We start from the raw sequence: 22,005 nt of genomic DNA, 5'->3' as shown, positions 1-22,005 counted from the left end.
TGGCCGCATGCATATGACGGCTGTTGCTATTTTTAATATAGCGTTTGATGTTGAAGGATTGAGCCATCGCTACTGAATTTCGTGACCGTCGTCACCGCGAAGAACGCAAGCACCGCCTGAACCGGGAAATCATGGCCCCGGAAGTGCGTCTCACCGGCCCCGAGAACGAGCCCCTGGGTGTCGTCAGCTTGGCGGAGGCTTTGCGCATGGCGGGTGAGCTGGACGTAGACCTCGTCGAGGTCGTCGCCGCGGCGAACCCGCCTGTCTGCCGGTTGATGGACTACGGCAAGTTCAAATACCAAGAGCAGAAGAAGGCGGCCGACGCAAAAGCCAAGCAGACGGTCATCGAGATCAAGGAAGTCAAGTTCCGCCCTGGCACGGACGACGGCGACTACAACATCAAGATGCGCAATATTCGGCGCTTTCTTGCCGATGGCGACAAGTGCAAGATCACGCTGCGCTTTCGTGGCCGCGAGATCACGCACCAGGAGTTGGGCATGGCGCTGCTGCAGCGCATCCGCACCGACCTGCAGGACCTGATCATCGTCGAGCAGTTTCCCAAGTTGGAAGGCCGCCAGATGATCATGATGATTGCACCGGCCCGCAAGAAGCCGGTTGCAGCGAAGCCCGCACCAGAGGCCGCGCCCAGCGCAGCTTCCTGAGAGCGCAGTAAGAATTCAACGTCGGCGGGTTGGTCGCCTGCCGGTGGTGAACGCGAGGGCCGCAAGGCCTTCGCACCAAAAGTGGCTCGGGGCCAACAAGTCCGGAATCGGTTTCCGGCGCCTCACGAGCACAACCAAGAAGGAGCATGCACATGCCCAAAATGAAGACCAAGAGCGCGGCGAAGAAACGCTTCCGCGTTCGTCCCGGTGGCACCGTCAAGCGCGGCCAAGCCTTCAAGCGTCACATCTTGACGAAGAAGACCACCAAGAACAAGCGCCAACTGCGTGGTGCGGTGACTGTGCACGAGACCAATATGGCCTCGATGGCGCAGATGCTGCCCGGCCGCGGCATCTGATCTAACGGACGAACAAGGAGTAATTTATGCCTCGCGTCAAACGTGGTGTTACCGCCCGTGCACGTCACAAGAAAGTTCTGAAGCTCGCCAAGGGGTTCCGCGGTCGCCGCGGTAACGTCTTCCGCATCGCCAAGCAGGCGGTGATGAAGGCGGGCCAGTACGCCTACCGTGACCGTCGTACCAAGAAGCGCGTGTTCCGTCAGTTGTGGATCGCCCGTATCAATGCCGCTGCACGTGAATTGGGCCTGACCTACAGCCAGTTCGCCAACGGCCTGAAGAAGGCGTCCATCGAGATCGACCGCAAGATGCTGGCCGACATCGCCGTGCACGACAAGGCCGCTTTTGCCGGCATCGTCGAGCAGGTCAAGGCCAAGCTGGCGGCCTGAGTGCCACGCGGGTGAACCAGCCTTCGGGCTTGGCGTTCACCCACCACCGCTCAGGACCTCAGGGGCCGGGATTTCCTGCAGGAGTCTCGGCCCCTTTTTCATTTGCCAAGAATTCCCATGAACGATTTGGATGCCATCGTCGCGCAGGCGCGCGAGGACTTCACCGCCGCCACCACGCCGGCCGACCTGGAGAACGCCAAGGCGCGCTTCCTGGGCAAGTCCGGTCGCCTGACCGAGCTCATGAAGGGCATGGGCACGCTCAGCGTGGACGAGAAGAAGACGCGCGGAGCGGCCATCAACCAGGCCAAACAGGCGATCGAAGCGGCGTTGAACGCCGCGCGCCAGGGCCTGGCCGATGCCGAACTGGCACTGCAGCTCAAGGCCGAGGCGCTGGACGTGACGCTGCCGGGGCGACAGCGCGGCGCCGGTGGCCTGCACCCGGTCTCGCGCACGCTGGAGCGCATCGAGGCCATCTTCGCAAGCATGGGATTCGATGTGGCCGACGGCCCGGAGATCGAGAGCGACTGGCACAGCTTCACCTCGCTGAACAACCCGCCCAACCACCCAGCGCGTTCGATGCAGGACACGTTCTACGTGGACATCCAGGGCGAGGACGGCGTTCCTTACAACCTGCGCCCGCACACCAGCCCGATGCAGGTGCGCTATGCCCACCAGCACATCCGCAAGCACGCGGCCGCCTTCGAGGCCGCAGCCGCAGATGCCAGCGGCCAGACCAAGGCGCCCGAGATCCGCGTGATCGCACCGGGCCGCACCTACCGCGTGGACAGCGACGCCACGCACTCGCCGATGTTCCACCAGTGCGAAGGCCTGTGGCTGGGCGAGAACGTGAGCTTCAAGGACCTCAAGGTCGTGTTCACGGATTTCTGCCGGACCTTCTTCGAGAGCGACGACCTGGTGCTGCGTTTCCGCCCGAGCTTCTTTCCGTTCACCGAGCCCAGCGCCGAGATCGACATCCAGTTCCAGAGCGGGCCGCTGGCCGGCCGCTGGCTCGAAGTCGCGGGCTCCGGCCAAGTGCACCCCAACGTGGTGCGCAACATGGGGCTGGACCCCGAGCGCTACATCGGTTTTGCCTTCGGCATGGGCCCGGATCGGCTGACCATGCTGCGCTATGGCGTGAACGATCTGCGGCTGTTCTTCGACGGCGACCTGCGCTTCCTGTCGCAGTTCCAGTGATCCCGCCGCTTTCCGAATAGACGAGAACAACGATGCAATTCCCAGAGTCCTGGCTGCGCGCCTTCTGCAACCCGCCCATCGGCAGCGCTGAGCTGGCCGACACCCTGACCATGGGCGGTCTGGAGGTGGAGGAGCGCCGCCCCGTCGCGCCGCCGTTCAGCAAGATCGTGGTCGGCGAGATCAAGGAAGCCGTCCAGCATCCGAATGCGGACCGCCTGCGCGTGTGCCAGGTGGACGTTGGCCAGCCGCAGCTGCTCAACATCGTGTGCGGTGCGCCGAACGCGCGTGTCGGCATCAAGGTGCCTTGCGCGTTGGTCGGCGCGGAGCTGCCGCCTGGCGAGGACGGCCAGCCGTTCCGCATCAAGCTGGGCAAGCTGCGCGGTGTCGAGAGCCAGGGCATGCTGTGCTCGGCGCGCGAACTCAAGCTGAGCGAAGACCATGGTGGCCTGCTCGAACTCGCGGCCGATGCGCCGCTGGGCCAGGACATCCGCGCGCACCTGGGCCTGGACGACATGCTGCTCACGCTCAAGCTCACACCCAACCTCGCGCACGGCTTGTCGGTGTACGGTGTGGCGCGCGAGCTGTCGGCCCTGACTGGCGCTCCGCTTATCGCGACCGAGCCCGTGCCCATCGCACCGCGCATCGACGACTGCCTACCCGTGCAGGTCGAGGCGCCTGAACTGTGCGGCCGCTTCTCGGGCCGCATCGTGCGCGGGGTGAACACGCGCGCCACCACGCCGGCCTGGATGGTCGAGCGCCTGGCGCGTTGCGGCCAGCGCAGCGTCTCGCCGCTCGTGGACATCTCCAACTACGTGATGTTCGAGGCTGGTCAGCCCTCGCACATGTTCGACCTGGACAAGATCCATGGTGGCCTGGTCGTGCGCTGGGGCCGCGAGGGTGAGCAGCTCAAGCTGCTCAACGGCAACACCGTGGCGCTGGATGCCAAGGTCGGCGTGATCGCCGATGCGCAGACCGTCGAGTCGCTGGCCGGCATCATGGGTGGCGACGCCACGGCCGTGTCCGACGACACGCGCAACATCTACATCGAGGCAGCGTTCTGGTGGCCCGAGGCGATCCAGGGCCGTTCGCGCCGCTTCAACTTCTCCACCGATGCGGGCCACCGCTTCGAGCGCGGCGTGGACCCGAGCCGCACTGTGCAGACCATCGAGCGCATCACGCAGCTGGTGCTGGAGATCTGCGGTGGCGAGGCCGGCCCCATCGACGACCAGACGCTGCAGCTGCCCGTGCAAAAGCCCGTGCAGCTGCGCGTGGCGCGGGCTGCGCGCGTGATCGGCATGCCGCTCACGCAGGCCGATTGCGTCGATGCACTGCGCCGCCTGGCCTTCCCGTTGGAGGAAGGCGAAGGCGTGCTGACCGTGACGCCGCCACCGCACCGCTTCGACCTGCTGATCGAGGAAGACCTCATCGAGGAGGTCGCGCGCCTGATCGGCTACGAGCGCCTGCCAACCACGCCGCCGCTGGCGCCCATCACGGCCCGCGTTCTGCCAGAGTCGCGCAGCAGCCGTTTCGCCGTGCGCCGCCGCGTGGCCGCTCTGGGCTACCAGGAAACCATCAACTTCAGCTTCGTGCAGAGTGCGTGGGAGCGCGACCTGCATGGCAACGCCCATCCGATCACGCTGCTCAACCCGATCGCCAGCCCCATGAGCGTGATGCGCTCGTCGCTGATCGGCTCGCTGCTGCAGGTGCTCAAGTTCAATCTGGACCGCCGTGCCAGCCGCGTGCGGGTGTTCGAGCTCGGTCGCGTGTTCCTGCGCGATGCGGCGGTGGCCACCACCGATGCCACCGTGCAAGGTATCCACCAGCCCATGCGCGTTGCGGGTCTGGCCTTTGGCGATGCCGAGAGCATGGACTGGTCGCGCAAAGGTCAACGGGTCGACTTCTACGACGTCAAGGGCGATGTGGAGGCCTTGCTCGCGCCGCGGCGTGTGGGGTTCGAGGCGGCCGAACATCCGGCGTTGCATCCTGGCCGTGCCGCGCGCGTGCTCCTCGATGGCCGCGTCATTGGCGTGGTCGGCGAATTGCACCCACGCTGGCGTCAGTCCTGGGAGCTGCCACACGCGCCCGTGCTCTTCGAACTGGAACTCGATGCGGTGCAAGCGCAGGCCGTGCCTGCCGCGCAGCCCGTGCCGCGCTTCCAGGATGTGGAGCGTGACATTGCCGTGGTCGTCAAGGAGTCGGTGACGCACACTGCGCTGATGGCCGCGATCCAATCGGCAGCCACCGCCGACGTGCTGCGGCACGCCGAACTGTTCGACGTCTACCGTGCCAAGCCCGGGGTGGCCGTGCCTGCAGGCCTGGCCGCCGACGAGAAAAGCCTGGCCGTGCGGCTGGTGTTGAACGGCGGAGATGCGACACTCGCCGAGGAACAGATCGAGTCATGCGTGCAGCGCGTTCTGGCCAGTTTGGGCGAGCGCGTCGGTGCGCGACTCCGCACTTGAGGAGGTTCGCATGCAGGCGCAGGTTGATTTCGACGACATGGACGACGAGCGGAGAGATGCGGTGAAGATTTCCGTAGAAAGCCTGGAGACGCCTGCGTTGACCAAGGCGCAACTGGCCGAACTGCTGTTCGAGCAGATTGGCCTGAACAAGCGCGAGTCCAAGGACATGATCGATGCCTTCTTCGATCTGGTCACCACCAGTCTCGTGAACGGCACCGACGTGAAGATCTCCAGCTTCGGCAACTTCCAGATCCGTGTGAAGGCGCCGCGGCCAGGTCGCAATCCGCGGACCGGCGAGGCCATTCCGATCAAGGCGCGCCGCGTTGTGACGTTCCACGCCAGCCACAAGCTCAAGGACCAGATCCAGGGTTGAGACCCCGGCGTGCCTGGCCTGGCCCACAGTCCTGGCGCGTTCTGGTTGCTTGGCGCATGCCGGCCGTTGGGGTAACCTTTGCGGCCCTCGCGCAGCCGTCCCCTTCTCATGGGCAACACCCTCCCTTCGATTCCCGCCAAACGCTACTTCACCATCGGTGAGGTTGGCGACCTGTGCGGCGTCAAGCCGCATGTGCTGCGCTATTGGGAGCAGGAGTTCACCCAGCTGCGGCCCATGAAGCGGCGCGGAAACCGCCGTTACTACCAGCACCATGAGGTGCTGATGATCCGGCGCATCCGCGACCTCCTCTATGACCAGGGGTTCACGATCAGCGGTGCGCGCAACAAGCTGCAGGAGCATGGGCGGCCCCCGCACGATGGGCTTGCAGGCGTCGCTCTCGATGTTGATGACGCGCAGGATGTGGACACGTTTGTAGCTGAGGAGGTCGACCTCAAGGCGTTCGATGATTTGCTGATCGGCGACGACGATGTCGGTGCGGCAGTGCGCCTGGCGCAGGTACGGCGCGAACTTTTTGAAATTCGCTCACTGCTCGCCGATATCCCCTGAATACTCCGCTATACTCATGGGCTTCGGTGTGTGGCGCAGCCTGGTAGCGCACTTGCATGGGGTGCAAGGGGTCGAAGGTTCGAATCCTTTCACACCGACCAAAAATAAGAAGCAGATCAACGGGTTAGGACCACAAGTCCTAGCCCGTTTTTCGTTGGGTTTGACAAACTCGGGTGAGTCCTGACAAACCCATGCTTTCAGGCCTTCTCGCGGCCTCCAATCGCGGACGGCAGCGGGGTCGAAACAGGCACCTTGCGCCGGTAGACCCGCCTGGTCACCTTCACGTCGTTGTGGTGCAGCAGCTCCTTCGCTGACTCGTCCGAAACCTCGTCCGATGCAGCCTTCGCGCGCATGTCGTGGAAGGTGATCTCCCGCGGTGCCAGGCCCAGCTTCTTGCGCACCACACGCCACAAGCTCTTGAACGATTCCTTCGAATACGGGTTGCCCTGCTTGGTGATGAAGAGGTAGTCGCTGGGCAAGCTGGCTGCGCCGCCGCGGTTCTTCTTGCGAAGCTCCTTCGCCCTGCACAGCGCCTTCCAGAGGTCCGGCGTCATCTCGTAGACCTTGGACACGTAGCCGACGCTGTTGCGCTTCTTCGTGACCCGCAGTTCGATCTGGCGCTCGTCGAAGTCCCGCAGCCGGATGTCGAAGATCATCCCCTCCCGTGCGCCGGTCTGCGTCGAGATCTCCAGCATGCACTGCAGGATCGGGCTCGCGGCTTCGTAGATCTCCAGGTAGCGGTCGTCGCTCACGTACTGGTCCCGGGGCTGCTCAGGCAGGTACTCGATGGCCTCGCACGGGTTGAACGTGGTCAGGCCCCAGCGCACCCGCGCCAGTCGGAACATGCGCGAGAGCAACTGGATGTCCTTGTTGGCCGACGAAGCGCGATTCCGGTTGTCGTGCAGGTGCTTGGTGATCGTCACGGCCGAAAGGTGGCCCAGCTGCATGGCCTGAGCCTCGGTCTTGGCGTAGCGGATTTTGCCGAAGGCGGCGCGGATGCGGCGGATCCGGCCTTCGTACTCCTGCTTGGTCTGCTCGCGGGTGAGGGTCGGTAGTTCATCGGCGCGGTACTTGCGCAGCAGCTCTTCCACAGTGCCGACGACATCGTCCTCGGGCATGGCCGCTGCCAGGGCAGGGGAGACGTGCTTCTCCCACCACAGCCTGGCCTGGACCGGTGTGGCGCCGCAGCGCATCTTCATGCCCGTGGCCTTAAGTCCGGCCTCGATTTCTTTCGTCAGCTGATCCGTCCCTCGCCAGTACCACAGTGCCCCGACCTTGCGCATACCACGCGGCAGGTCGGGGATCTTCCGGTTAACTGTGCGGGGCCTCGGCATCGAGTTCTCTGCTCAACGTGCTGAAGGATCGGACCACCTGGACGGCTTGCTCCATCCGGCTGATCTCGGCGGTGCTGATCTCCATCGTCGGCCAGCGGTGGCCACAAGCGGCGCAGGATCGTAGCCGGATGATCTTGTTGGGCCCGGCCTTGGTGGACATCACACGGAGCTCGTCGCTGGTGCAGGCGGGGCACTTCATGACGGGATGCCTCCGACAACCACAGGGAACGGCCAGTGTTCGAACCGTCGCGGCGCCGGCTTCGGTCCGCGCTTCGGCTGTGCGATGGGCACCTCGATTTCCGCGATGCACCGCTTGAGCAGGAAGCTGTCGCCCCGCATGCGCTGCACCTTGAGGTAGCCGGGCTCCAGGTGTGCACCGGGCGCCCCCTTCCGCACGCGAGAGCCGTCCGCGTGGAACGACGCGCACGTCGCGGGGTTGCCGTTCACGCCGGGCAACTGCTCGGGCATAAGTAAGCCTGCGCCGAGCAGCGCAGCCGAGCTGCCGGAGTAGCAGGAGTAGCCGGGCATGGCCTTGAAGCGCAGGCCGCCGATGACTCGCTCATGCATGGGCGGCTCCCTTCAAATCACGATCGCCCATGGACCACTCGATCGGCCCGCCCATGATGCCGGTGCCGGCAGCCTGATCGGCCATCGCACCAACCAAGCGCAGAGCTTGCGCAGCGACGTGCACGTTCGTGATGCACTGCGAAGTCGTCCACTCTTCGCCGCCGATGTGGGCCTCGACATCCAGCAAGATCTCAGTGGCCGCCTCGGTGCTGCTCGCGATGTGGGCCAGGATCTCCCGCAGCTGCGTCGGCGTGTAGCCGTTCAGGAACGGGGCCGATGGCGACGCAGGCTTGCTGCGCTCGTCATCGAAGCAGTCCTCGCAGTCGCACAGATCGCTGAGCAGCACGCGCGCCTGTTCGATCAGGGCAAGCAGCCCGGCCGGCAGCGGCAAATCGGACGGCACGCGCCGCGCCGAGCCGACGATGGCGGCCAAGTCGAACGCCGAGTTGATGCGGTCCTTCTCGGTCCGCTTGTCGAAGCCGGCGGCTTCGACAAGCGCGATCTCGGACGCGATGCGCAGCAGGCGAAGGGAATAGCCAGAGTCGAAGTTCGCGCCGTCCGTCTGCGATGCGTCGTAGAGGATCTGCGACAGCCGGCGCAGCTTCGCCTCTTCAGGCCCTGCCGAGGCGGCGGAGGCCTTGCGCGCAGCCCGTGGCTGCTCGATGGTCGCGGCGGTCATTTCCAATCTCCCCGAAGTTCGTTCAGCTGCTGCAGGGCGTCGCGCAGCAGGTATTGAGCAGCGCCGAGCGAGTCCCACTCGCCGCCTTCCTCGTATTCCTCCAAGATCACGGAAAGCGCGATCACCTGCTCCAGCTTGTTCGCGGCATAGGTGCCGCCGTCAACGTCCCGCTTGGTGATGGCTACGTGCAGCAGTTCGCCCGTCTCGAAAACGAGGTCGTCAAGAGCCCTGAGGGCGGGGTGGACGGTGTGGCTGCTCAGGGTCTCGACCACGCTCCGGGCGAGGCTGGCAGCGTGCACAGGTCCGCCCGATGCGCCCGCGTCGATCTCGACCGCGGCAGGCCGCTTGATGGTCGTGATGCTCATAGCAGCCTCCCTTGGAGCGCGATGCGAAGCGTTTCCAGGTTGTCCTTGTCGCCCCAGGCGTTGTCCGGGTCGGGCTCCCCGTGCAGCCGCGCAGCGAAGAACACGATCTCGTTCAGCGTAATGATGCGTGCAAGCATGGCGCTGAACTTGATCGTGCCCTCGTTCCGCTCTGCATCGAGCAACTCACGCGCAGCTTCCGCCAGGCACTCCAGCTCGAAGTTGGCGTCGAGCGCCAGCGCGCGGCGCGCGGCCAGGTCTTCGACAGGCGCGGCCGGTGCTGCCGGTTTCTCTACGATGATGGTCGCGGCGGTCATGGCTTTTCACCTTCGTGCGGGAACCGGCCGTAGACCATGCGGTGCGCCTCGCGCAGCTGCACGCTGTCTTCGTCCAGATGCGACATCACCAGGGAGTTCAACTCCTTGATGCGCGTAGCAAACATGCGCACGCGCGCGCACCAAGCGCTGTCGGTCATGTCCTCGCAGCCCAAGCGATCGTTGGCACGCTCCAGCATGTCCACGCACAAATGCTCGATGTCGGAGACGCCGGCGTGGGCCAGGCTGCGCGCGCTGTCCCGGTCCTCCGAGAGGTCGGCATGCCAGGGAGTCTCGATGGTGGCGGCGGTCATGCTTGACCTCCCAAGAGCCACAGGCTGACGCTGGACGGGACGGACTCGCAGGTGACCGCGACAGAGGTAGCACCGATGAGGGTGGCCAAGCCGCGTGCTGCGCTGGTAGCCGCATCGCGCTGGTAGTCCTCGGCGTTGGCCGACGACGCAATGTCGATCAGGTTCTGGATGTCGCAGGCGTGGCCCGCGATCTTGAGCAGCGCATTGCGCGCGGCGTGGTCGATTTCGGGTTCGATGACCGCAGGGGTGCTACTGGTCATCTGCTGCGGATTTGCGCGCGCAGGCGCAACGGTGCTATCGTTCTACATGATCTAGGTTCCTCGTGAGGGTTCTCGGGTCACAGAAGCCGATTTGCGGGTCCAAGCGCATTTCGGCTTCGCCTTTTATGGCCTGCCGTCTTCGCGGCGGGCCGGTGATGTGGTCGATGTATGTCACGCCGTTGCCACCTTCGGCTTGGCGGGAATGACCAGATCAAGCAACTCGGGGAACTTGCGCACGTACCAGTGCGGTTGCGTTTCCCGCGGGTTGTTCGGGTTCGTGAGGTTCTTGCCGAACTCCATGTTCGTGCACACCTTGAACTTCTTGGTGCCACCCTTCGACGAAGGACGCTCGCGTTCTTCGATGAAGCCGTGCTGCAAGAGCAGACGGTTGAAGGCGATAGCGCTGAGGCCGACGCTGTGGATCTCCAACAGTTCGGCAGCCGACTTCGTTTCCTCGCTGGAGCCACTTGCCGAGTTGGAGGCATCCACTGCATAGCCGGGCAGCAGGCCGGTGACTCCCAGCTGCAGCTCCAGCCGCTGGTAGCCACCCAGGACAGCGGAAGGAGACAGCTTCAAGTCCTCGGCGGCGCTGCGCAGCAGGAGGATGCTGGCCGCCACCTGGTTGCGCGACAGAGTCTGCGGCCGGGTGGTCTTGGCCGTGTAGCTGCCGGTCTTGCGGATCGAGGGCAGCACCTCCTCGAACACCCAGCGCTCGAAGCGCTCGGCAGCCGGCAGGTTGCTGGCAACGATCAGGCGGAGCACGTCGGGCTCGGCCAGAACGCGCATCTCTTGGATGCCGCCAGTCGTCTGAAGGGGGTGGCGTTTCGCCACCCCCTTGCAGTGCTGCTTCATGGCGTTCGTCGTGTCGGCGTAGCCCAGCGCCTCGGCCACGTCCTTGCCGACGAAGTGCGGTTCGCCGTTGATGTCGATCACGCGCACGCTGGCGCCATCGAAGTTGAAGGGAACGATGTTGCTCATGGTTTCTGTCCTTCGTTGGTGGTGGATTGATGGGTGAAGGGTTGCATGCTTGGTGCGAGGTCGGGCTGGTTTGTGGAGTCGCTTTGGAGGCTGTTCTTCGAAATGTTAGGGAGACCCTTTTTGCGACCTTTGAACGACTGGCGCAGCCGGAACAGGATCTCCGCGTTGAACCCGCGCTCGGCTTCGGCAGCAGCGGCGTGTAACTCACCGTGGAGATCTGGGGGCAGGCGCAGGGCGGTTTTCACAAAGTCCTTCTGAGTTTTTGTAGTCATGAATGCCTCCGTTTTGGAGGCATGGAGCAATGATAGAGGCATGCTTCCATGGTGGGGGCAATTGTTGAGTCGGCGACAGGGACTATGATGGAGGCATGGCCACCAGCGTTGATCAGAAGAACTTCGTTAAGACCGCCTTGCGGCTGCCGCCTGAATTGCACATGGCGGTGCATGCGTCGGCGCAGAAGAAAGGACGAAGCTACAACGCAGAGCTGGTTGCGTTGATCGAGAGAGGGCTTACCGTTCCCGCAGCTTTCATTCCCGCCCCGCCAACCTTGGGCACGATCGATGACGAGGGGCGGTACACCGAACGAAGCCCGAAGGAACTCTTTGCAGAACTGACTTCTTATTTGGAGCATGCTGCGCAGTTGGCCCGCATCTTCAAAGAGTACGAGAACGGCGATCTTGAGTTGGCGGACGTCTCTGATGAACCCGCGTGGATTGCCTCCCGGGAGGAGTCTCCGCTGCAGACAAGCCGCGACAGCTCCTCTGAAGAAGGGCCAGTTACGCCTAAGACCCGTCCCAAGAAATAGTTGCGCTGTCCTTAGAGGGTGTATCTGAATTAAAATACCCTGCGCGCCCTCTCGGTTCTGGGAGCGCAGGAGGTGACGAGTGAACACGGGGACGAGCAAGAAGCAACCCGGCAGGCCAGCACTGCTGCAAGCGCAGGACCTGCGCGCATTGGTGGAGCTGGCGCTGCGCATGCCGCAGTCGTCGATGGATGAGCTCACCCGCGAGTTCGTTCGCCACACGGGCATCGATGTCTGCTCGGCGACGATTCGCAAGGCGCTGAAGAAGGCGGGAGTCAAGCGCGTGCGCCCGCCTCGCGGCGCCAGCACGCGTGCGGCGGTCCAGGGCTCGGCTCCGCAGCGCTACGGCTACACGACAGCGCACCGCCGGCAAGCCAAGCCTGGCGGCATGAACACGGACCTGACCGATGCCGAGTGGGCTCTCGTGCATGACCTGTTTGAGCGCGAAGGTGGGCGCGGCAAGCCGATCACGCACGCGCGCCGCGACATTGCCAACGCCTGCATGTACATCGTGCGCACCGGCTGCGCGTGGCGCTTGCTGCCCGGCAACTTTCCGCCTTGGCGTGCGGTGTACTCGGCCTTTCGCGGCTGGGCACGCGCCGGCACCTTCGAGGCCATGCACGACCGGTTGCGCCAACAGTGGCGCGACCGCGTGGGCAAGGCACCCGAACCCACGGCGGCCATCATCGATTCGCAAAGCACGCGCAGCACCCCGCAGGGCGGAGACACCGGCTTCGATGCCGGCAAAAAGGTCAAGGGCCGCAAGCGCCACTTGGTGGTCGACACGCTGGGGCTGCTGCTGGCTGTGACCGTCACGGCTGCCAGCGTGCAGGATCGCGACGGGGCCGCATCCGTGGTGGCCCAAGCCTGCGCCAAGGTGACGGGCCTCAAGAGGCTGTACGCAGACTCGGCCTACGGCGGTCAGTGCGCCATGGACCTGGAGAAGACGCATGGCATCGCCGTAGAGATCGTCCGCAGACCTTCGAATCGCGTGACGGGCACGTTTGTTGTCGAGCAGCAGCAACTGTGGCCCGAGGCCCCAGCCAAGGGTGAACCGCCCCGTATTTTGAGGAGGCTCCAACTTTTGAGAGGATGGAGCCATGAGGAAGTCAGTGAAGTTTTCGCCCGAGGTACGCGAGCGCGCCGTGCGCATGGTGTTCGAGCACCGCGGTGAGTACGAGTCGCAGTGGGCGGCGGTGGTGTCGATTGCCGGCAAGATCGGCAGCACGCCGCAGACGCTGCTGAACTGGGTGCGCCAACAAGAGCGTGACACGGGCCAGCGCGAGGGCGTGACCACGACGCAGACGCAGCGCATGAAGGAGCTTGAAAGGGAGAACCGCGAGCTGCGCAAGGCCAACGAGATCCTGAAGCTGGCCAGCGCGTTTTTCGCCCAGGCGGAGCTCGACCGCCGGCTGAAGTCGTGAAGGCGTTCATCGACGCGCATCGCGCCGCGCACGGGGTCGAGCCGATCTGCAGGGCACTGCAGGTCGCCCCGTCGGCGTACCGGCGCCATGCGGCCCGCCAGCGCCACCCCGAGCTGCTGTGCGCCCGCGCGAAACGCGATGCGGTGCTGATGCCGCAGATCGAGCGCGTGTGGCAATCGAACCTGCGGGTCTACGGCGCCGACAAGGTCTGGCACCAGTTGCAGCGCGAGGGCGTCACGGTGGCCCGCTGCACCGTGGAACGACTCATGCGCCACATGGGTCTGCGCGGCGTGATGCGTGGCAAGGCCGCACGCACCACGATCAGCGACGCCAAAGCGCCTTGCCCGCTGGACCGGGTCAATCGCCAGTTCAACGCGCAGCGGCCCAACCAGCTTTGGGTGTCGGACTTCACGTACGTGTCCACCTGGCAAGGCTGGCTGTACGTGGCCTTCGTCGTGGACGTGTTTGCGCGGCGCATCGTGGGCTGGCGCACGAGCAGCTCCATGCGGACGGACTTCGTGTTGGGCGCACTGGAGCAGGCGCTGTACGACCGTCGTCCGCAGCGCGAAGATGCCCTTGTGTGCCACTCCGACCGCGGATCGCAGTACGTCAGCATCCGCTACACCGAACGGCTTGCCGAGGCCGGCATCGAGCCCTCCGTGGGCAGCAAGGGCGACTCCTACGACAACGCGCTGGCCGAGACCATCAATGGGCTGTACAAGGCCGAAGTCATCCATCGGCGCAGTGCGTGGAAGACCAAGGAATCGGTAGAGCTGGCGACGCTGCAATGGGTGGCCTGGTTCAACCACCAGCGCCTGCTCGAACCCATCGGGTACGTGCCACCGGCCGAGTTCGAGGCCAACTACTATCGAACTCTTGAGCAGCAGGCCATGTCGGCCTGACTCAAGCCAACGGGCCTCCGCGAATTCCGGGGCGGTTCAAGGGCTTCATCGTGCAAGCCAAGCGCTGGGTGGTCGAGCGCACCCACGCATGGAACGAGCGTGCGCGCAGGCTGATCGCTCACCATGACCGCTCCAACTGGGCGCCTGTGGCCTGGGTCTGGCTCGCAGAAGCGCGTATGCTCGCAACTAGGCTGGCCGGGTAAATCATTTTAGATACACCCTCTTAGGCTTTCTGCGGCAGATCGGTTTGTGTAAGCGCCGACGGAGCGCAAGGCAGCGTCGGCTAGCTGCGCTGCGGTCATGCCGCCCACCAAGCCACCAACGCGGTGGCCAATCCGGCGCCGATGCCCGCCGCAGTGACCAGATCGGCGGCGTAGTTCGAGATGCCCGCGGTCGCCCTCTGCCACGCGCGCGGCCGGCTCCCCCAGCGCATGAAGCTGCTGGCGGCGACGGCCAGCACGCTGATCGTCATCACCAGCAGCGCCCCCGCTGCGATTCCCTGCAAGATTCGGCAGGCTGAACGAGGCGTAGATCTGGCCGTTTGGCTCGTTGCGATGGGTGTCCTGAAGACTGAGGAGACCCCCTTCGCCATGCATTCGGTCAGCATCTTGCGGATGTCGGCATTACGTTGTCGTGGCGCTTGCCGGTGAGCTCCGCGATCTCGCGGGTGTTCATGGTGCGCGGCGCACCTGGGAAGGTGAGGGCGTACATTGCGCTGCCTCTTGCGATTGCGCGTTCTTGCGCGCTTCTTCCACGGCCTTGCCGACGATCCAGTTGGCGGAGCGCTCTTGTTGCGCCGCCTGCTGCTGGACCCACTGGTAGGCTTCAGGTCCGAGCCGGACCATCAGCGGCTTCACGACGACGGGAATCTGGTTACTCTGCATCGCTGCTCCATGTTCTGGCTTGAAACGGTTTCAAGCACGGTGTTAATACTAGCACCGTGTTAGCAGATTGTGCAAGCACCGTGATGCGAGAATCTTTAAATGGCCCGATCTGAACCACAATTGAACTTCCGCTGCCCTCTAGAGTTGCGGGAGCAACTTGAGCGTGCGGCAGCTGAATCCAAACGGTCGCTGACCTCGGAGCTTGTCGCCCGCCTGCAGGCATCTTTCAATCCGCAGGGGGGCGGGGTCGAGCCTGACTGGGATCTGCTTGTGGAGCAGCGCGTTCTGGACTTGCGCATCGGCGCGCTCGACGACGCAATGCGGCTGTATCGCATGATGAAGGACGCACTGCTAGCGCGTATTGATGAACTGGGCCACGCTGACCCAGAGGGAAAGCTCCCGGCCGCGATTCAACTTGCTAGGGAGCTTGATGGCGTGCTCGTTGGCCTTGTGGAGAGGCTCAGCATGGCTCGCAGTCACTACAGCGTCGTTGCCGCCAAGATCAGTGCCGCGGAGCGTCGAAGGACGCAGCGCATCGACGAGGTGATCGCGGTGCGTCAGGTTGAGGACGAAATTCGCGATCTCGAAGCGGAGATGGCCCGAATCGAAGAGGCCTGCAGCGATGTCGGAGTGACGCAGGCCCAGGCGGATGCGGCTGAGGCTGCAGAGCGCGAGCGGCGGCTGCACTTCATCCGCAGGATGAGCGGCCCGGACCCTTTCGAGGGCATTGACGCCGGGCGACCCAAGGCGGCCGTCGAGGCCATGCACAGGGCGCCGGCTTCGAAAAAGTCTTTGCGCCAGTAAATCAGAACTGACAGAGAGACGACATGGCCACCAAGGGATTCGACCCATTTACATCGGCAGCAATTGACAAGGCGCTAGAGAACGCGGCCAAGAGGCCGTCGCGCATTTACACCGAGTCACTCGGAGCTGAGGCTGGAGCCGCTGCGCAGCCAGTCCACGTTGACACTGAGGAGCCTCTCGGCTTAGTAGAAGGACCGATCCCGATCGAAGTCGATGTTGATCTCGACGACCTGCCGTTTGATGTCACCCCGACAGCATCGGCAGCAGCAGCGGTGGCGGCGGAAGCAGCCCAATCCGTTCCACCATCTGTCGATGCCCAGAACTCTCCGGGAGAAGATGGATCGCCTCCGGACCAAGAAACCCTTGATACAGTTATTGAAGCTTTGCGCTTTTTGGACAGGCAGCAAAGCGACCTTGCCACGACGGTCGAGAAGCTCAAGGTAGATCTCGTCAGGATCCCCAATATTCCGCAGGAGGATAATGCCGGGGTGAGTACGCCTTCCCGCGAAGAGATCGACGCCAAGCTCCAAGCATTGGAGTCAAGCATGGACCGCCGAGTTGCAGAATTCGTCGCTCGGATGGACGTGCGTGATGTGGAGCAGAAGGCGCAGTTCGAGACCATGCTAAGGGAGCTGAGAAGTACCAGCGAGCAGGCGGTCGCCACGCGCCGCGAGGTTCGCACCGCCACCATCGCGCTCCTCAGCGTGGTCGTTGCCTCAGCGCTGGCTACCGTGTTTGGCTTAGCCGGGGTGCTAAACAACATGGTCGCGAGCTACGAGTCTGGTCGAAATACAGCCACGGCTGTAACGACGGCGACCGAACAATTGAAGTCAATCAGCGATCGCTTGGACAAGCAAGCATCGCAAGCGCCTCAGCTGCCAGCGAGCAAGTAGGCCAGGGGTCCGCTGCGCCCCGCATCCCCCTTGCACTGAGGCCCCGCGCCTCGAACAATCCCCACCGCACACACCTACCTGGGCACCGTGATCCGAAAGCATCTCGATGTCTGCTCCCACCGCGGCGCCGGCCCGTAGGCGGCAGAAGTAGTCCGGGCCCGCTCCGGTGCTTTGCTGCGCATGGGGTTGCATGAACGGAGCCGCGTGAGGCCTATGGCCTTCAGTCCGATCCTAATGGGAGTTTTGACCCCGCTGCCCGCGCGCCACTGACCCGGCCGTATCCGGTCTGTGCCAGTGCTCGATCCGTGGTGCTGCTCATGCCGGCCATGTACCGTCATGGGACACACATTGAGGGGTCCTTCGAGCGCCGTCGGCAGGTGATCTGACGCCGTGCATGGCGTCTGGACGACGGCGCTGGCTGGCCCACGCAGTGATTCTGCGGCCATCACCAACGACCAAGGAAAGCGTGGTGCCGCGATGTTCGTCACCCTCGACGTACCCAGCTTCCACTGCATAGAAGGCTACTCCCGGGTTGCTGCCGCGGTTGACGAGCCTGGCGTGATGCACGTTGAAGTGTTCGGCACGGAGAACTGCATCCGCGAGATCACCGCCGTGCTGCTGCAGGGCCAGATTGACGCCGATTTGGACGGCAGGCCCATCCGCATGCGCCACTTCCTCGTGCTCAACCAGGCCGACCGGCGACGCATCGCGATGACGGTGCGCTATGAAGAGCGGGAACATCAACGCTGACCGCCGCATATCGCGCATCGCGATTGCCCATTCGTGCTTTTGTTGCAACCAGCCAAGGGCCGGCTTCAGCGTTGTTGCCTAGCAGATTCGGATGCGACTCAGACGCATTTGATTGGTTGTCCTACACAAGACTGTCGCGGTGTCTTACACGTAAGTTTGCGAGGGTGTCCACCGTGCGCTGCTTCGCTTTGAAACGTTTGTCTTTTTTACCCATGGCATTCTTGTTGCACTTATGTAACTTCTTGCATAGGAGACTCACATGAAAGTTACGACCTCCCTTCTCTCTATCGCCACGCTGTGTTTGGCGTCGGCAGCCGCTGTCGCAGGGCCAGTCCCTGGCGGTGCTTCTGGCACGCTCGATCCGAACAATCCCTGCAACGTTGCCAACTGGAAGATCACAGGCGCCACGCCCAGTGCTTCGTACTCCGGTGGACCGCTAGACCCCGTGGGCCCGATCAACGCGACGAGCTGTGCCGGCGTCTATACCGGCAACGAAGGTCCTGCGCTCAATCCGTCGCCCAACCTCGGCTACCTGAACGACGGGCTGCTCAATGGACAGTACGGTCTGTTGAGCCCGACGCAGTTCATCCAGCCCAGCCAACTGCTGGCGCTGAAGAATCCGAACGCCGCGGTGGACCCGGGCTGGATCATGCTTGGGATGCTTGAGGGCAACGCAGGCGAGCTGAGCTACTCGAATGTCACGCCGGTCGGCGGCAGCGCCTTCTCCCTGAGCCAGGTGTTGAAGTACGTTCAGACGCAAGACTCCAGTGTTGGCGGCACCTGGACGCTGTCGGTTGACGAGAACATCAAGGCCATCTTCGCTGCAAACAACCTGTTCTCGCGCAGCAACTTCGACCACCTGGCGTTCTCGGTGAAGTCCAGTACGAGCTGGGCCGTCTACGACTTCGACTTCACGAAGATGAACGGTGCTTTCGACCTGGGCACGCCCTACACGATCACCGGCACGTGGACGATGGACACCGACTTCGAGAACCATAAGGGCAACGACCAAGACATCTCGCATATCAGTGTCTGGGCGCGTGATCCGATCACGGTCGCTGAAGTGCCCGAGCCGGCATCCCTGGCGCTGGTCGGGCTTGGCTTAGTCGGTCTCGCTGCTGCCCGTCGGCGCAAGCAGGCCTAGTCCAGCTTGCTCTGCAGCAACCCGGCTTTGGCCGGGTTTTTTGCTTCTGGGCGTCAGCGCTATCGTGCCGATGCCCGATGGTGGCTTTTAGTGCCTTGGGCAAACTGGTGTTTTATCCAGTTATGCGTCTGCTCGTCTTCCGCCTCCATGAGAAGGGCTGCCCGCTGAACTACGGGCAGGTGCTGACGCGCTCCAAGCTCGTGGGAACGATGGTCTATGAGAAGGCGGACAGGGCGAACCAAGTGGCGCGGCTGTACAGGGAGGACGGCTGGCAGATCGCCGAACTCCGCAGGGCAGTCATCGTGCGGATCAGCAACGGGTGCATGTTGCTGAAGGGCGTGGAGCCCAGCCTGAACCTGCCGGCGCCGCGGCAGACCTGGCTATGCGGACTTGTACACCCGGGTTGTGCGTTCTACAGATTGACACCTGCAATTTATCGGGTGCACAATAAATAAAGTGCAGATCGAATTCGACCCTGATAAGCGAACCTGTGCGCTGACCGAGCGAGGTTTGGACTTTGCGCGCGCAGGAGAGGTGTTTGCCGGACACCACTTCACGGCTCCAGACCTGCGCGATGACTACGCAGAAGATCGGTTCATCACGATGGGCCTTCTCGATGGCCGCATGGTCGTGTTGGTCTGGACCCCTCGCGGCGAGGCCCGCCGCATCATCAGCATGAGGAAAGCAAATGATCGCGAACAAGCGCGCTACGGCCAAAGACTGGGTTGACCCCGACGACGCGCCGGAGTTGGACGATGCCTTCTTCGAGCGCGCCGATGAGTTTCGCGATCAGGTGTTGGTCAAGCGCGGCCGGCCAAAGGCTGCAGCGACCAAGGAGCCGGTGAAGCTGCGGCTGGATCCCGACGTCGTGGAGGCGCTACGTGCCACCGGTGACGGCTGGCAGACGCGGATCAACGACATGCTGCGCGCCTCGCTGGTTCTGGCCGGCCGGTTGGGCTGAGTTGGGCGGGCTACAAAAAGTACTCGCGCTTTACCTTTGGGTGAGGCGGCGTGTCGAGTTCAGCCAATTCGCCCGCATTGCAGCGCGCGACCACATACCGCCAAGTTCGTAGTGCTGCGCGGCGCCGCGATTCCACGAACAGGGTGATGAACCAGCCGGGCGCCTGGCGCAAATACCGCCATTCCACATCCGTGCTGCGCGCCGCTTTCCTACGTTCTGCGCCGAGGTAGCGAGGGAAGCGCAGACGCCAGGGGCGGTCCTTGAAAGTGCGTGACATAGTGTTCTTTCCGAAGTAACTACATCACGGGCTCCTTTCTGAATGAGATTGCATCGGGTGGATGGACTGTACTGTGCCTTGGTGGCGCCGTGATCATGCCCAGAATGACGAAACCACGCGCCGCGATGACAATCCATCAATGCGATCCGAACGACGCCACCACCGCGAGCGCCTGAAGAAGGGCAGGGCGGGCTACTGGGCGGGCTACGCCAGCCAGCGCGCAGGCCGAGTGATTGACACGCCGACGCCTTGCAGCTGCTGGGTGTGCCGCAACGACGATCCGACTCGGCAGCAGCTGCGTGCCGATGCAGCCTGGCGCAAGATCGAGCGGGCGTAGACACCCCAGAATGAACAATGCCGCACGGGGTGCGGCTTGATGGTCATGGAATCAAGGACTGTTGCAAGGGGGCTCGGTGTTCATGCACCTTCACCACCACGTACTCGAGCCTGAGTCCGGCATCCACAATGCTCTGCACCCGGCGAAGATCAACGACAAGGACATCGCCCTTGCCGAAGCGCTCCTCGCCAAGCTCAACAGCCCGCACGAATTCTGGGTCGGCAAGCTCCGCAAAGAAAGAGGTCGCGCCGTCGTTGAAGCGCCACTTGTTCTTGTCCTTGAACACGGGCGATTCAAGCTGCAGGAGTACCCCGGCGCTGAGCGTGTCAGAGACGATTTCAGCATCCGCGGCGGCTTGCTCGAACGACGGTACATCCTCCTTCGTGATGACTGTCTCAGCAACGCCTTCGCGGCCTGACGCGAACACGTCAATGCCATCGCGCTCCAGGGGTTTCACGACCTTTGCCAAAGCCTGCCGCACCACCTTGCTCTGATAGAGCCGGCCCGCGACAAGATCGACCTCCATCGTCTCGACAGACTCGGTCATCTGCAGTTCGAACACGGCCGAGTCGCCTTCAAGGCGTATTGCCGTTGGCTTTCGCCCGCGCAGCCACCGGATCACGCCGATCAGGCCGCCCCCGCCCAATAGGCCCAGCCCAGAGAGGATGCCGAAGAGGTTGGCGGCCGATGTTGCCCCAGGGCCGGACAGCATCGACATGATTTGCTGGCCGATGTTCTGCACGGCGATCAGATCAACGCCGAACGACCCTCCTTTGAAGGTGCCCTGCACGTTGATCCGGACGGGCGCCGCATCAGGGAAAGCAGCCTTGTTCGCGTGCTCCAACAGCTCAGAAAGCCCGATCAGGGCAGGGGCCAACTCGCGCACATCCATCTGATGCGTGACCAGGGCTGGTCCGTCGTACTTGATGGAGAAATGCACGCTCGCGCTCATGTCGGTCATTCTAGTTTTCCCCGTGTGCTCGGGCTCCCGCTGGACCCTATTTCCTCAGGCCCTGGCCCAACCCCGTCCATCACCTGCTGCAGTGTGTTGATCAGCCGCGCCAGATCCTCGGGCGGCTCGATCCAAGGCAGCTTGACCTGTGCGCCTTCCCCGTCCTTGCCCGTGTGCTTGAGCCCGATCACCACCTGGCCATCCACCACCCGCGTGCGGACGCTGGTGTACTGCAGGCGGGGTGGGGCGGCCACGCTCAGGCCTGTTCGCGCGTGTCCTTGCGTCGGCGCATCCAAAGCAGCCCAGCCAGGCCGGCGCCAATGAGGGTGACAGGGGAGGGCTCAGGAACTGCCGAAATTTCGTTGTCTCGCAGGGAGAACGAGAAGGTGCCGGTGGGCACATAGTCAGCCCACGCCGATTGGTCGCCGAGATGAGCCGTCGCGGCATTGCCAACGTCGTAAGACGAGTACATCCACAGGGCATTCAGATAGCCGGAGTCATTGAAGCTGACTTCGTAGTCCTTCTGCAGATGGATACCCAGCCAGTAGGTGGTGGACGCAAGAGCGCTCAGGCTGCTCTCGAAGTCGAAGGACAGTCGCTTCGACGTGCCAAGCCCAGGCCAGTAAAAGCCCCCTTCGGTGATCGAGATGTTCTGCCCCTTGCCATGGAGCGCTGCCGTGCCGGGGCGGCCTGCGTTGTCCGTGAAGATGTAGTACTCGACAGTACCGTCCCAGCGAGAGAAGTTGTTGATGCCGATCACGCTGAGTTCAGCACCTGTCACGGTGGTCGCCTTGCTGAAGGAAAAGTCGTCGGCAAGCAGGCGGTAGGTGGCGTAGTTGGCAATGCCAATCTCGGGGCCGGTGTTCCATACGACGCCAGCACTGGCGCTCCCAAGAACGAAGGTCGCGGCAAGCGCGAGGGCGGTGCGTTTAAACATACAGCTAGGGGTTCGGGTGGACGGAATGTGTGACGCAGGGGTATTGCGCCGCAACATCATCTCACGCATGTGTCTGCATGTAACAGACATGCCATGCATACATCCCCCTTTGTGGGGAAGAAGCTAGCTCCGG

General features: G+C 63.5%; 34 protein-coding genes, 1 tRNA gene, 1 pseudogene and 1 other annotated feature. Of the genes and pseudogenes, 20 read left to right on the top strand and 16 right to left on the bottom strand.

Annotation, left to right across the window (positions count from 1 at the left end):
- Positions 1–65 precede the first annotated feature (65 nt).
- From infC to ACSQ4M_RS27355, 8 genes are all read left to right on the top strand, one after another.
- Positions 66–662 (top strand): translation initiation factor IF-3, encoded by a 597-nt coding sequence (gene infC, locus ACSQ4M_RS27390; RefSeq protein ID WP_436194072.1) that lies wholly within the window; start codon positions 66–68, stop codon positions 660–662.
- 152 nt (positions 663–814) lie between these two features.
- A complete protein-coding gene (gene rpmI / locus ACSQ4M_RS27385) occupies positions 815–1,018 on the top strand; it encodes a 50S ribosomal protein L35 (RefSeq protein WP_056661607.1) in 204 nt (67 codons plus the stop codon).
- A gap of 26 nt (positions 1,019–1,044) precedes the next feature.
- Positions 1,045–1,404 (top strand): 50S ribosomal protein L20, encoded by a 360-nt coding sequence (gene rplT, locus ACSQ4M_RS27380; protein WP_056661604.1) that lies wholly within the window; start codon positions 1,045–1,047, stop codon positions 1,402–1,404.
- 117 nt (positions 1,405–1,521) lie between these two features.
- Positions 1,522–2,598 (top strand): phenylalanine--tRNA ligase subunit alpha, encoded by a 1,077-nt coding sequence (gene pheS / locus ACSQ4M_RS27375; RefSeq protein ID WP_436192544.1) that lies wholly within the window; start codon positions 1,522–1,524, stop codon positions 2,596–2,598.
- Between the two features lie 32 nt (positions 2,599–2,630).
- Positions 2,631–5,057: a phenylalanine--tRNA ligase subunit beta gene (gene pheT / locus ACSQ4M_RS27370; protein ID WP_436192543.1), complete on the top strand. Its 2,427-nt coding sequence runs from the start codon at positions 2,631–2,633 to the stop codon at positions 5,055–5,057.
- A gap of 10 nt (positions 5,058–5,067) precedes the next feature.
- Positions 5,068–5,430, top strand: coding sequence for an integration host factor subunit alpha (locus ACSQ4M_RS27365; RefSeq protein ID WP_162243992.1), 363 nt, complete (start codon positions 5,068–5,070; stop codon positions 5,428–5,430).
- A gap of 108 nt (positions 5,431–5,538) precedes the next feature.
- Complete coding sequence (locus tag ACSQ4M_RS27360; RefSeq protein WP_436192542.1) at positions 5,539–5,997, top strand: MerR family transcriptional regulator; 459 nt, start codon at positions 5,539–5,541, stop codon at positions 5,995–5,997.
- 24 nt (positions 5,998–6,021) lie between these two features.
- Positions 6,022–6,098 (top strand) — tRNA-Pro (locus ACSQ4M_RS27355).
- Positions 6,099–6,194: 96 nt separating this feature from the next.
- On the opposite strand, the gene ACSQ4M_RS27350 is transcribed toward ACSQ4M_RS27355, so the two are convergent.
- The 10 genes from ACSQ4M_RS27350 to ACSQ4M_RS27305 all read right to left on the bottom strand — a co-directional run bounded on the left by ACSQ4M_RS27350 (position 6,195) and on the right by ACSQ4M_RS27305 (position 11,050).
- Positions 6,195–7,280 (bottom strand): site-specific integrase, encoded by a 1,086-nt coding sequence (locus ACSQ4M_RS27350; RefSeq protein WP_436192541.1) that lies wholly within the window; start codon positions 7,278–7,280, stop codon positions 6,195–6,197.
- A 28-nt stretch (positions 7,281–7,308) separates the two neighbouring features.
- A complete protein-coding gene (locus tag ACSQ4M_RS27345) occupies positions 7,309–7,491 on the bottom strand; it encodes a hypothetical protein (protein WP_436192540.1) in 183 nt (60 codons plus the stop codon).
- A gap of 35 nt (positions 7,492–7,526) precedes the next feature.
- The gene (locus ACSQ4M_RS27340) at positions 7,527–7,898 is read right to left on the bottom strand and encodes a hypothetical protein (RefSeq protein ID WP_436192539.1); all 372 of its coding nucleotides are present in this window, start codon (positions 7,896–7,898) and stop codon (positions 7,527–7,529) included.
- Complete coding sequence (locus ACSQ4M_RS27335) at positions 7,891–8,577, bottom strand: hypothetical protein (RefSeq protein ID WP_436192538.1); 687 nt, start codon at positions 8,575–8,577, stop codon at positions 7,891–7,893. The genes ACSQ4M_RS27340 and ACSQ4M_RS27335 overlap by 8 nt, the downstream gene beginning before the upstream one ends.
- Positions 8,574–8,942, bottom strand: a complete 369-nt coding sequence (locus tag ACSQ4M_RS27330) for a hypothetical protein (protein ID WP_436192537.1) — start codon at positions 8,940–8,942, stop codon at positions 8,574–8,576. The genes ACSQ4M_RS27335 and ACSQ4M_RS27330 overlap by 4 nt, the downstream gene beginning before the upstream one ends.
- A complete protein-coding gene (locus ACSQ4M_RS27325) occupies positions 8,939–9,256 on the bottom strand; it encodes a hypothetical protein (protein WP_436192536.1) in 318 nt (105 codons plus the stop codon). The genes ACSQ4M_RS27330 and ACSQ4M_RS27325 overlap by 4 nt, the downstream gene beginning before the upstream one ends.
- Positions 9,253–9,567, bottom strand: a complete 315-nt coding sequence (locus ACSQ4M_RS27320; protein WP_436192535.1) for a hypothetical protein — start codon at positions 9,565–9,567, stop codon at positions 9,253–9,255. Before ACSQ4M_RS27320 ends, ACSQ4M_RS27325 begins: the two co-directional genes overlap by 4 nt.
- Positions 9,564–9,827 carry a hypothetical protein gene (locus ACSQ4M_RS27315; protein ID WP_436192534.1) on the bottom strand — a complete coding sequence of 88 codons (264 nt, stop codon included), beginning with the start codon at positions 9,825–9,827 and terminating at the stop codon, positions 9,564–9,566. Before ACSQ4M_RS27315 ends, ACSQ4M_RS27320 begins: the two co-directional genes overlap by 4 nt.
- 171 nt (positions 9,828–9,998) lie before the next feature.
- Positions 9,999–10,805, bottom strand: a complete 807-nt coding sequence (locus tag ACSQ4M_RS27310; RefSeq protein ID WP_436192533.1) for a BRO-N domain-containing protein — start codon at positions 10,803–10,805, stop codon at positions 9,999–10,001.
- Entirely contained in the window at positions 10,802–11,050 is a 249-nt protein-coding gene (locus ACSQ4M_RS27305; RefSeq protein WP_436192532.1) for an Arc family DNA-binding protein, read from the bottom strand. The genes ACSQ4M_RS27310 and ACSQ4M_RS27305 overlap by 4 nt, the downstream gene beginning before the upstream one ends.
- 122 nt (positions 11,051–11,172) lie before the next feature.
- Here ACSQ4M_RS27305 and ACSQ4M_RS27300 point away from each other — a divergent pair, with 122 nt between their 5' ends.
- The 4 genes and pseudogenes from ACSQ4M_RS27300 to ACSQ4M_RS27285 all read left to right on the top strand — a co-directional run.
- Positions 11,173–11,610 (top strand): Arc family DNA-binding protein, encoded by a 438-nt coding sequence (locus tag ACSQ4M_RS27300; RefSeq protein WP_436192531.1) that lies wholly within the window; start codon positions 11,173–11,175, stop codon positions 11,608–11,610.
- Positions 11,611–11,689: 79 nt separating this feature from the next.
- Positions 11,690–12,781 carry an IS5 family transposase gene (locus tag ACSQ4M_RS27295; protein ID WP_436192530.1) on the top strand — a complete coding sequence of 364 codons (1,092 nt, stop codon included), beginning with the start codon at positions 11,690–11,692 and terminating at the stop codon, positions 12,779–12,781.
- A protein-coding gene (locus ACSQ4M_RS27290) for an IS3 family transposase (RefSeq protein WP_157086564.1) occupies positions 12,708–13,933 on the top strand; the annotation gives its coding sequence in 2 pieces (ribosomal slippage) (positions 12,708–12,996 and positions 12,996–13,933; 1,227 coding nt in all). Before ACSQ4M_RS27295 ends, ACSQ4M_RS27290 begins: the two co-directional genes overlap by 74 nt.
- Positions 12,986–13,102: a sequence feature (AL1L pseudoknot), on the top strand. (Overlaps the previous gene by 117 nt.)
- Before the next feature lie 41 nt (positions 13,934–13,974).
- A pseudogene (locus ACSQ4M_RS27285) lies at positions 13,975–14,136 on the top strand (IS5-like element ISCARN14 family transposase); the annotation flags it as partial.
- A gap of 95 nt (positions 14,137–14,231) precedes the next feature.
- Here the strand turns inward: ACSQ4M_RS27285 and ACSQ4M_RS27280 are convergent.
- Both ACSQ4M_RS27280 and ACSQ4M_RS27275 read right to left on the bottom strand, forming a co-directional pair.
- Positions 14,232–14,405: a hypothetical protein gene (locus ACSQ4M_RS27280; RefSeq protein ID WP_436192529.1), complete on the bottom strand. Its 174-nt coding sequence runs from the start codon at positions 14,403–14,405 to the stop codon at positions 14,232–14,234.
- 199 nt (positions 14,406–14,604) lie between these two features.
- Positions 14,605–14,817 (bottom strand): hypothetical protein, encoded by a 213-nt coding sequence (locus ACSQ4M_RS27275; RefSeq protein ID WP_436192528.1) that lies wholly within the window; start codon positions 14,815–14,817, stop codon positions 14,605–14,607.
- A gap of 99 nt (positions 14,818–14,916) precedes the next feature.
- Here ACSQ4M_RS27275 and ACSQ4M_RS27270 point away from each other — a divergent pair, with 99 nt between their 5' ends.
- From ACSQ4M_RS27270 to ACSQ4M_RS27240, 7 genes are all read left to right on the top strand, one after another.
- Positions 14,917–15,621 (top strand): Arc family DNA-binding protein, encoded by a 705-nt coding sequence (locus ACSQ4M_RS27270; RefSeq protein WP_436192527.1) that lies wholly within the window; start codon positions 14,917–14,919, stop codon positions 15,619–15,621.
- Positions 15,622–15,644: 23 nt separating this feature from the next.
- Positions 15,645–16,514 carry a hypothetical protein gene (locus ACSQ4M_RS27265; RefSeq protein WP_436192526.1) on the top strand — a complete coding sequence of 290 codons (870 nt, stop codon included), beginning with the start codon at positions 15,645–15,647 and terminating at the stop codon, positions 16,512–16,514.
- Positions 16,515–16,904: 390 nt separating this feature from the next.
- Positions 16,905–17,264 (top strand): hypothetical protein, encoded by a 360-nt coding sequence (locus ACSQ4M_RS27260; protein WP_436192525.1) that lies wholly within the window; start codon positions 16,905–16,907, stop codon positions 17,262–17,264.
- A gap of 259 nt (positions 17,265–17,523) precedes the next feature.
- Positions 17,524–18,408 carry a PEP-CTERM sorting domain-containing protein gene (locus ACSQ4M_RS27255; RefSeq protein ID WP_436192524.1) on the top strand — a complete coding sequence of 295 codons (885 nt, stop codon included), beginning with the start codon at positions 17,524–17,526 and terminating at the stop codon, positions 18,406–18,408.
- A 122-nt stretch (positions 18,409–18,530) separates the two neighbouring features.
- Positions 18,531–18,863 carry a hypothetical protein gene (locus ACSQ4M_RS27250; RefSeq protein ID WP_436192523.1) on the top strand — a complete coding sequence of 111 codons (333 nt, stop codon included), beginning with the start codon at positions 18,531–18,533 and terminating at the stop codon, positions 18,861–18,863.
- 1 nt (position 18,864) lies between these two features.
- The gene (locus ACSQ4M_RS27245; protein WP_436192522.1) at positions 18,865–19,137 is read left to right on the top strand and encodes a BrnT family toxin; all 273 of its coding nucleotides are present in this window, start codon (positions 18,865–18,867) and stop codon (positions 19,135–19,137) included.
- Positions 19,097–19,369: a BrnA antitoxin family protein gene (locus ACSQ4M_RS27240; RefSeq protein ID WP_436192521.1), complete on the top strand. Its 273-nt coding sequence runs from the start codon at positions 19,097–19,099 to the stop codon at positions 19,367–19,369. The genes ACSQ4M_RS27245 and ACSQ4M_RS27240 overlap by 41 nt, the downstream gene beginning before the upstream one ends.
- A 10-nt stretch (positions 19,370–19,379) precedes the next feature.
- Here the strand turns inward: ACSQ4M_RS27240 and ACSQ4M_RS27235 are convergent, their stop codons facing one another.
- Entirely contained in the window at positions 19,380–19,646 is a 267-nt protein-coding gene (locus tag ACSQ4M_RS27235; protein ID WP_436192520.1) for a hypothetical protein, read from the bottom strand.
- A 139-nt stretch (positions 19,647–19,785) separates the two neighbouring features.
- Between ACSQ4M_RS27235 and ACSQ4M_RS27230 the strand changes: the two genes are divergently transcribed.
- Positions 19,786–19,983 carry a hypothetical protein gene (locus ACSQ4M_RS27230; RefSeq protein WP_436192519.1) on the top strand — a complete coding sequence of 66 codons (198 nt, stop codon included), beginning with the start codon at positions 19,786–19,788 and terminating at the stop codon, positions 19,981–19,983.
- A 43-nt stretch (positions 19,984–20,026) separates the two neighbouring features.
- Here the strand turns inward: ACSQ4M_RS27230 and ACSQ4M_RS27225 are convergent, their stop codons facing one another.
- Genes ACSQ4M_RS27225 through ACSQ4M_RS27215 form a run of 3 tightly spaced genes read right to left on the bottom strand, consistent with a single transcriptional unit; the run spans position 20,027 to position 21,872 of the window.
- Positions 20,027–20,944, bottom strand: coding sequence for a hypothetical protein (locus ACSQ4M_RS27225; RefSeq protein WP_436192518.1), 918 nt, complete (start codon positions 20,942–20,944; stop codon positions 20,027–20,029).
- Positions 20,941–21,189, bottom strand: coding sequence for a hypothetical protein (locus ACSQ4M_RS27220; RefSeq protein WP_436192517.1), 249 nt, complete (start codon positions 21,187–21,189; stop codon positions 20,941–20,943). The genes ACSQ4M_RS27225 and ACSQ4M_RS27220 overlap by 4 nt, the downstream gene beginning before the upstream one ends.
- Before the next feature lie 2 nt (positions 21,190–21,191).
- Entirely contained in the window at positions 21,192–21,872 is a 681-nt protein-coding gene (locus ACSQ4M_RS27215) for a PEP-CTERM sorting domain-containing protein (RefSeq protein WP_436192516.1), read from the bottom strand.
- Between the last annotated feature and the right edge of the window lie 133 nt (positions 21,873–22,005).

Origin of the sequence: Pseudorhodoferax sp. LjRoot39 (assembly GCF_964253035.1) — a bacterium.
In the GTDB taxonomy this organism is placed as follows: domain Bacteria; phylum Pseudomonadota; class Gammaproteobacteria; order Burkholderiales; family Burkholderiaceae_C; genus Pseudorhodoferax.
The sequence above is the reverse complement of the archived record's forward strand: the minus strand, read 5'-3'. Positions and strand labels throughout refer to the sequence as shown.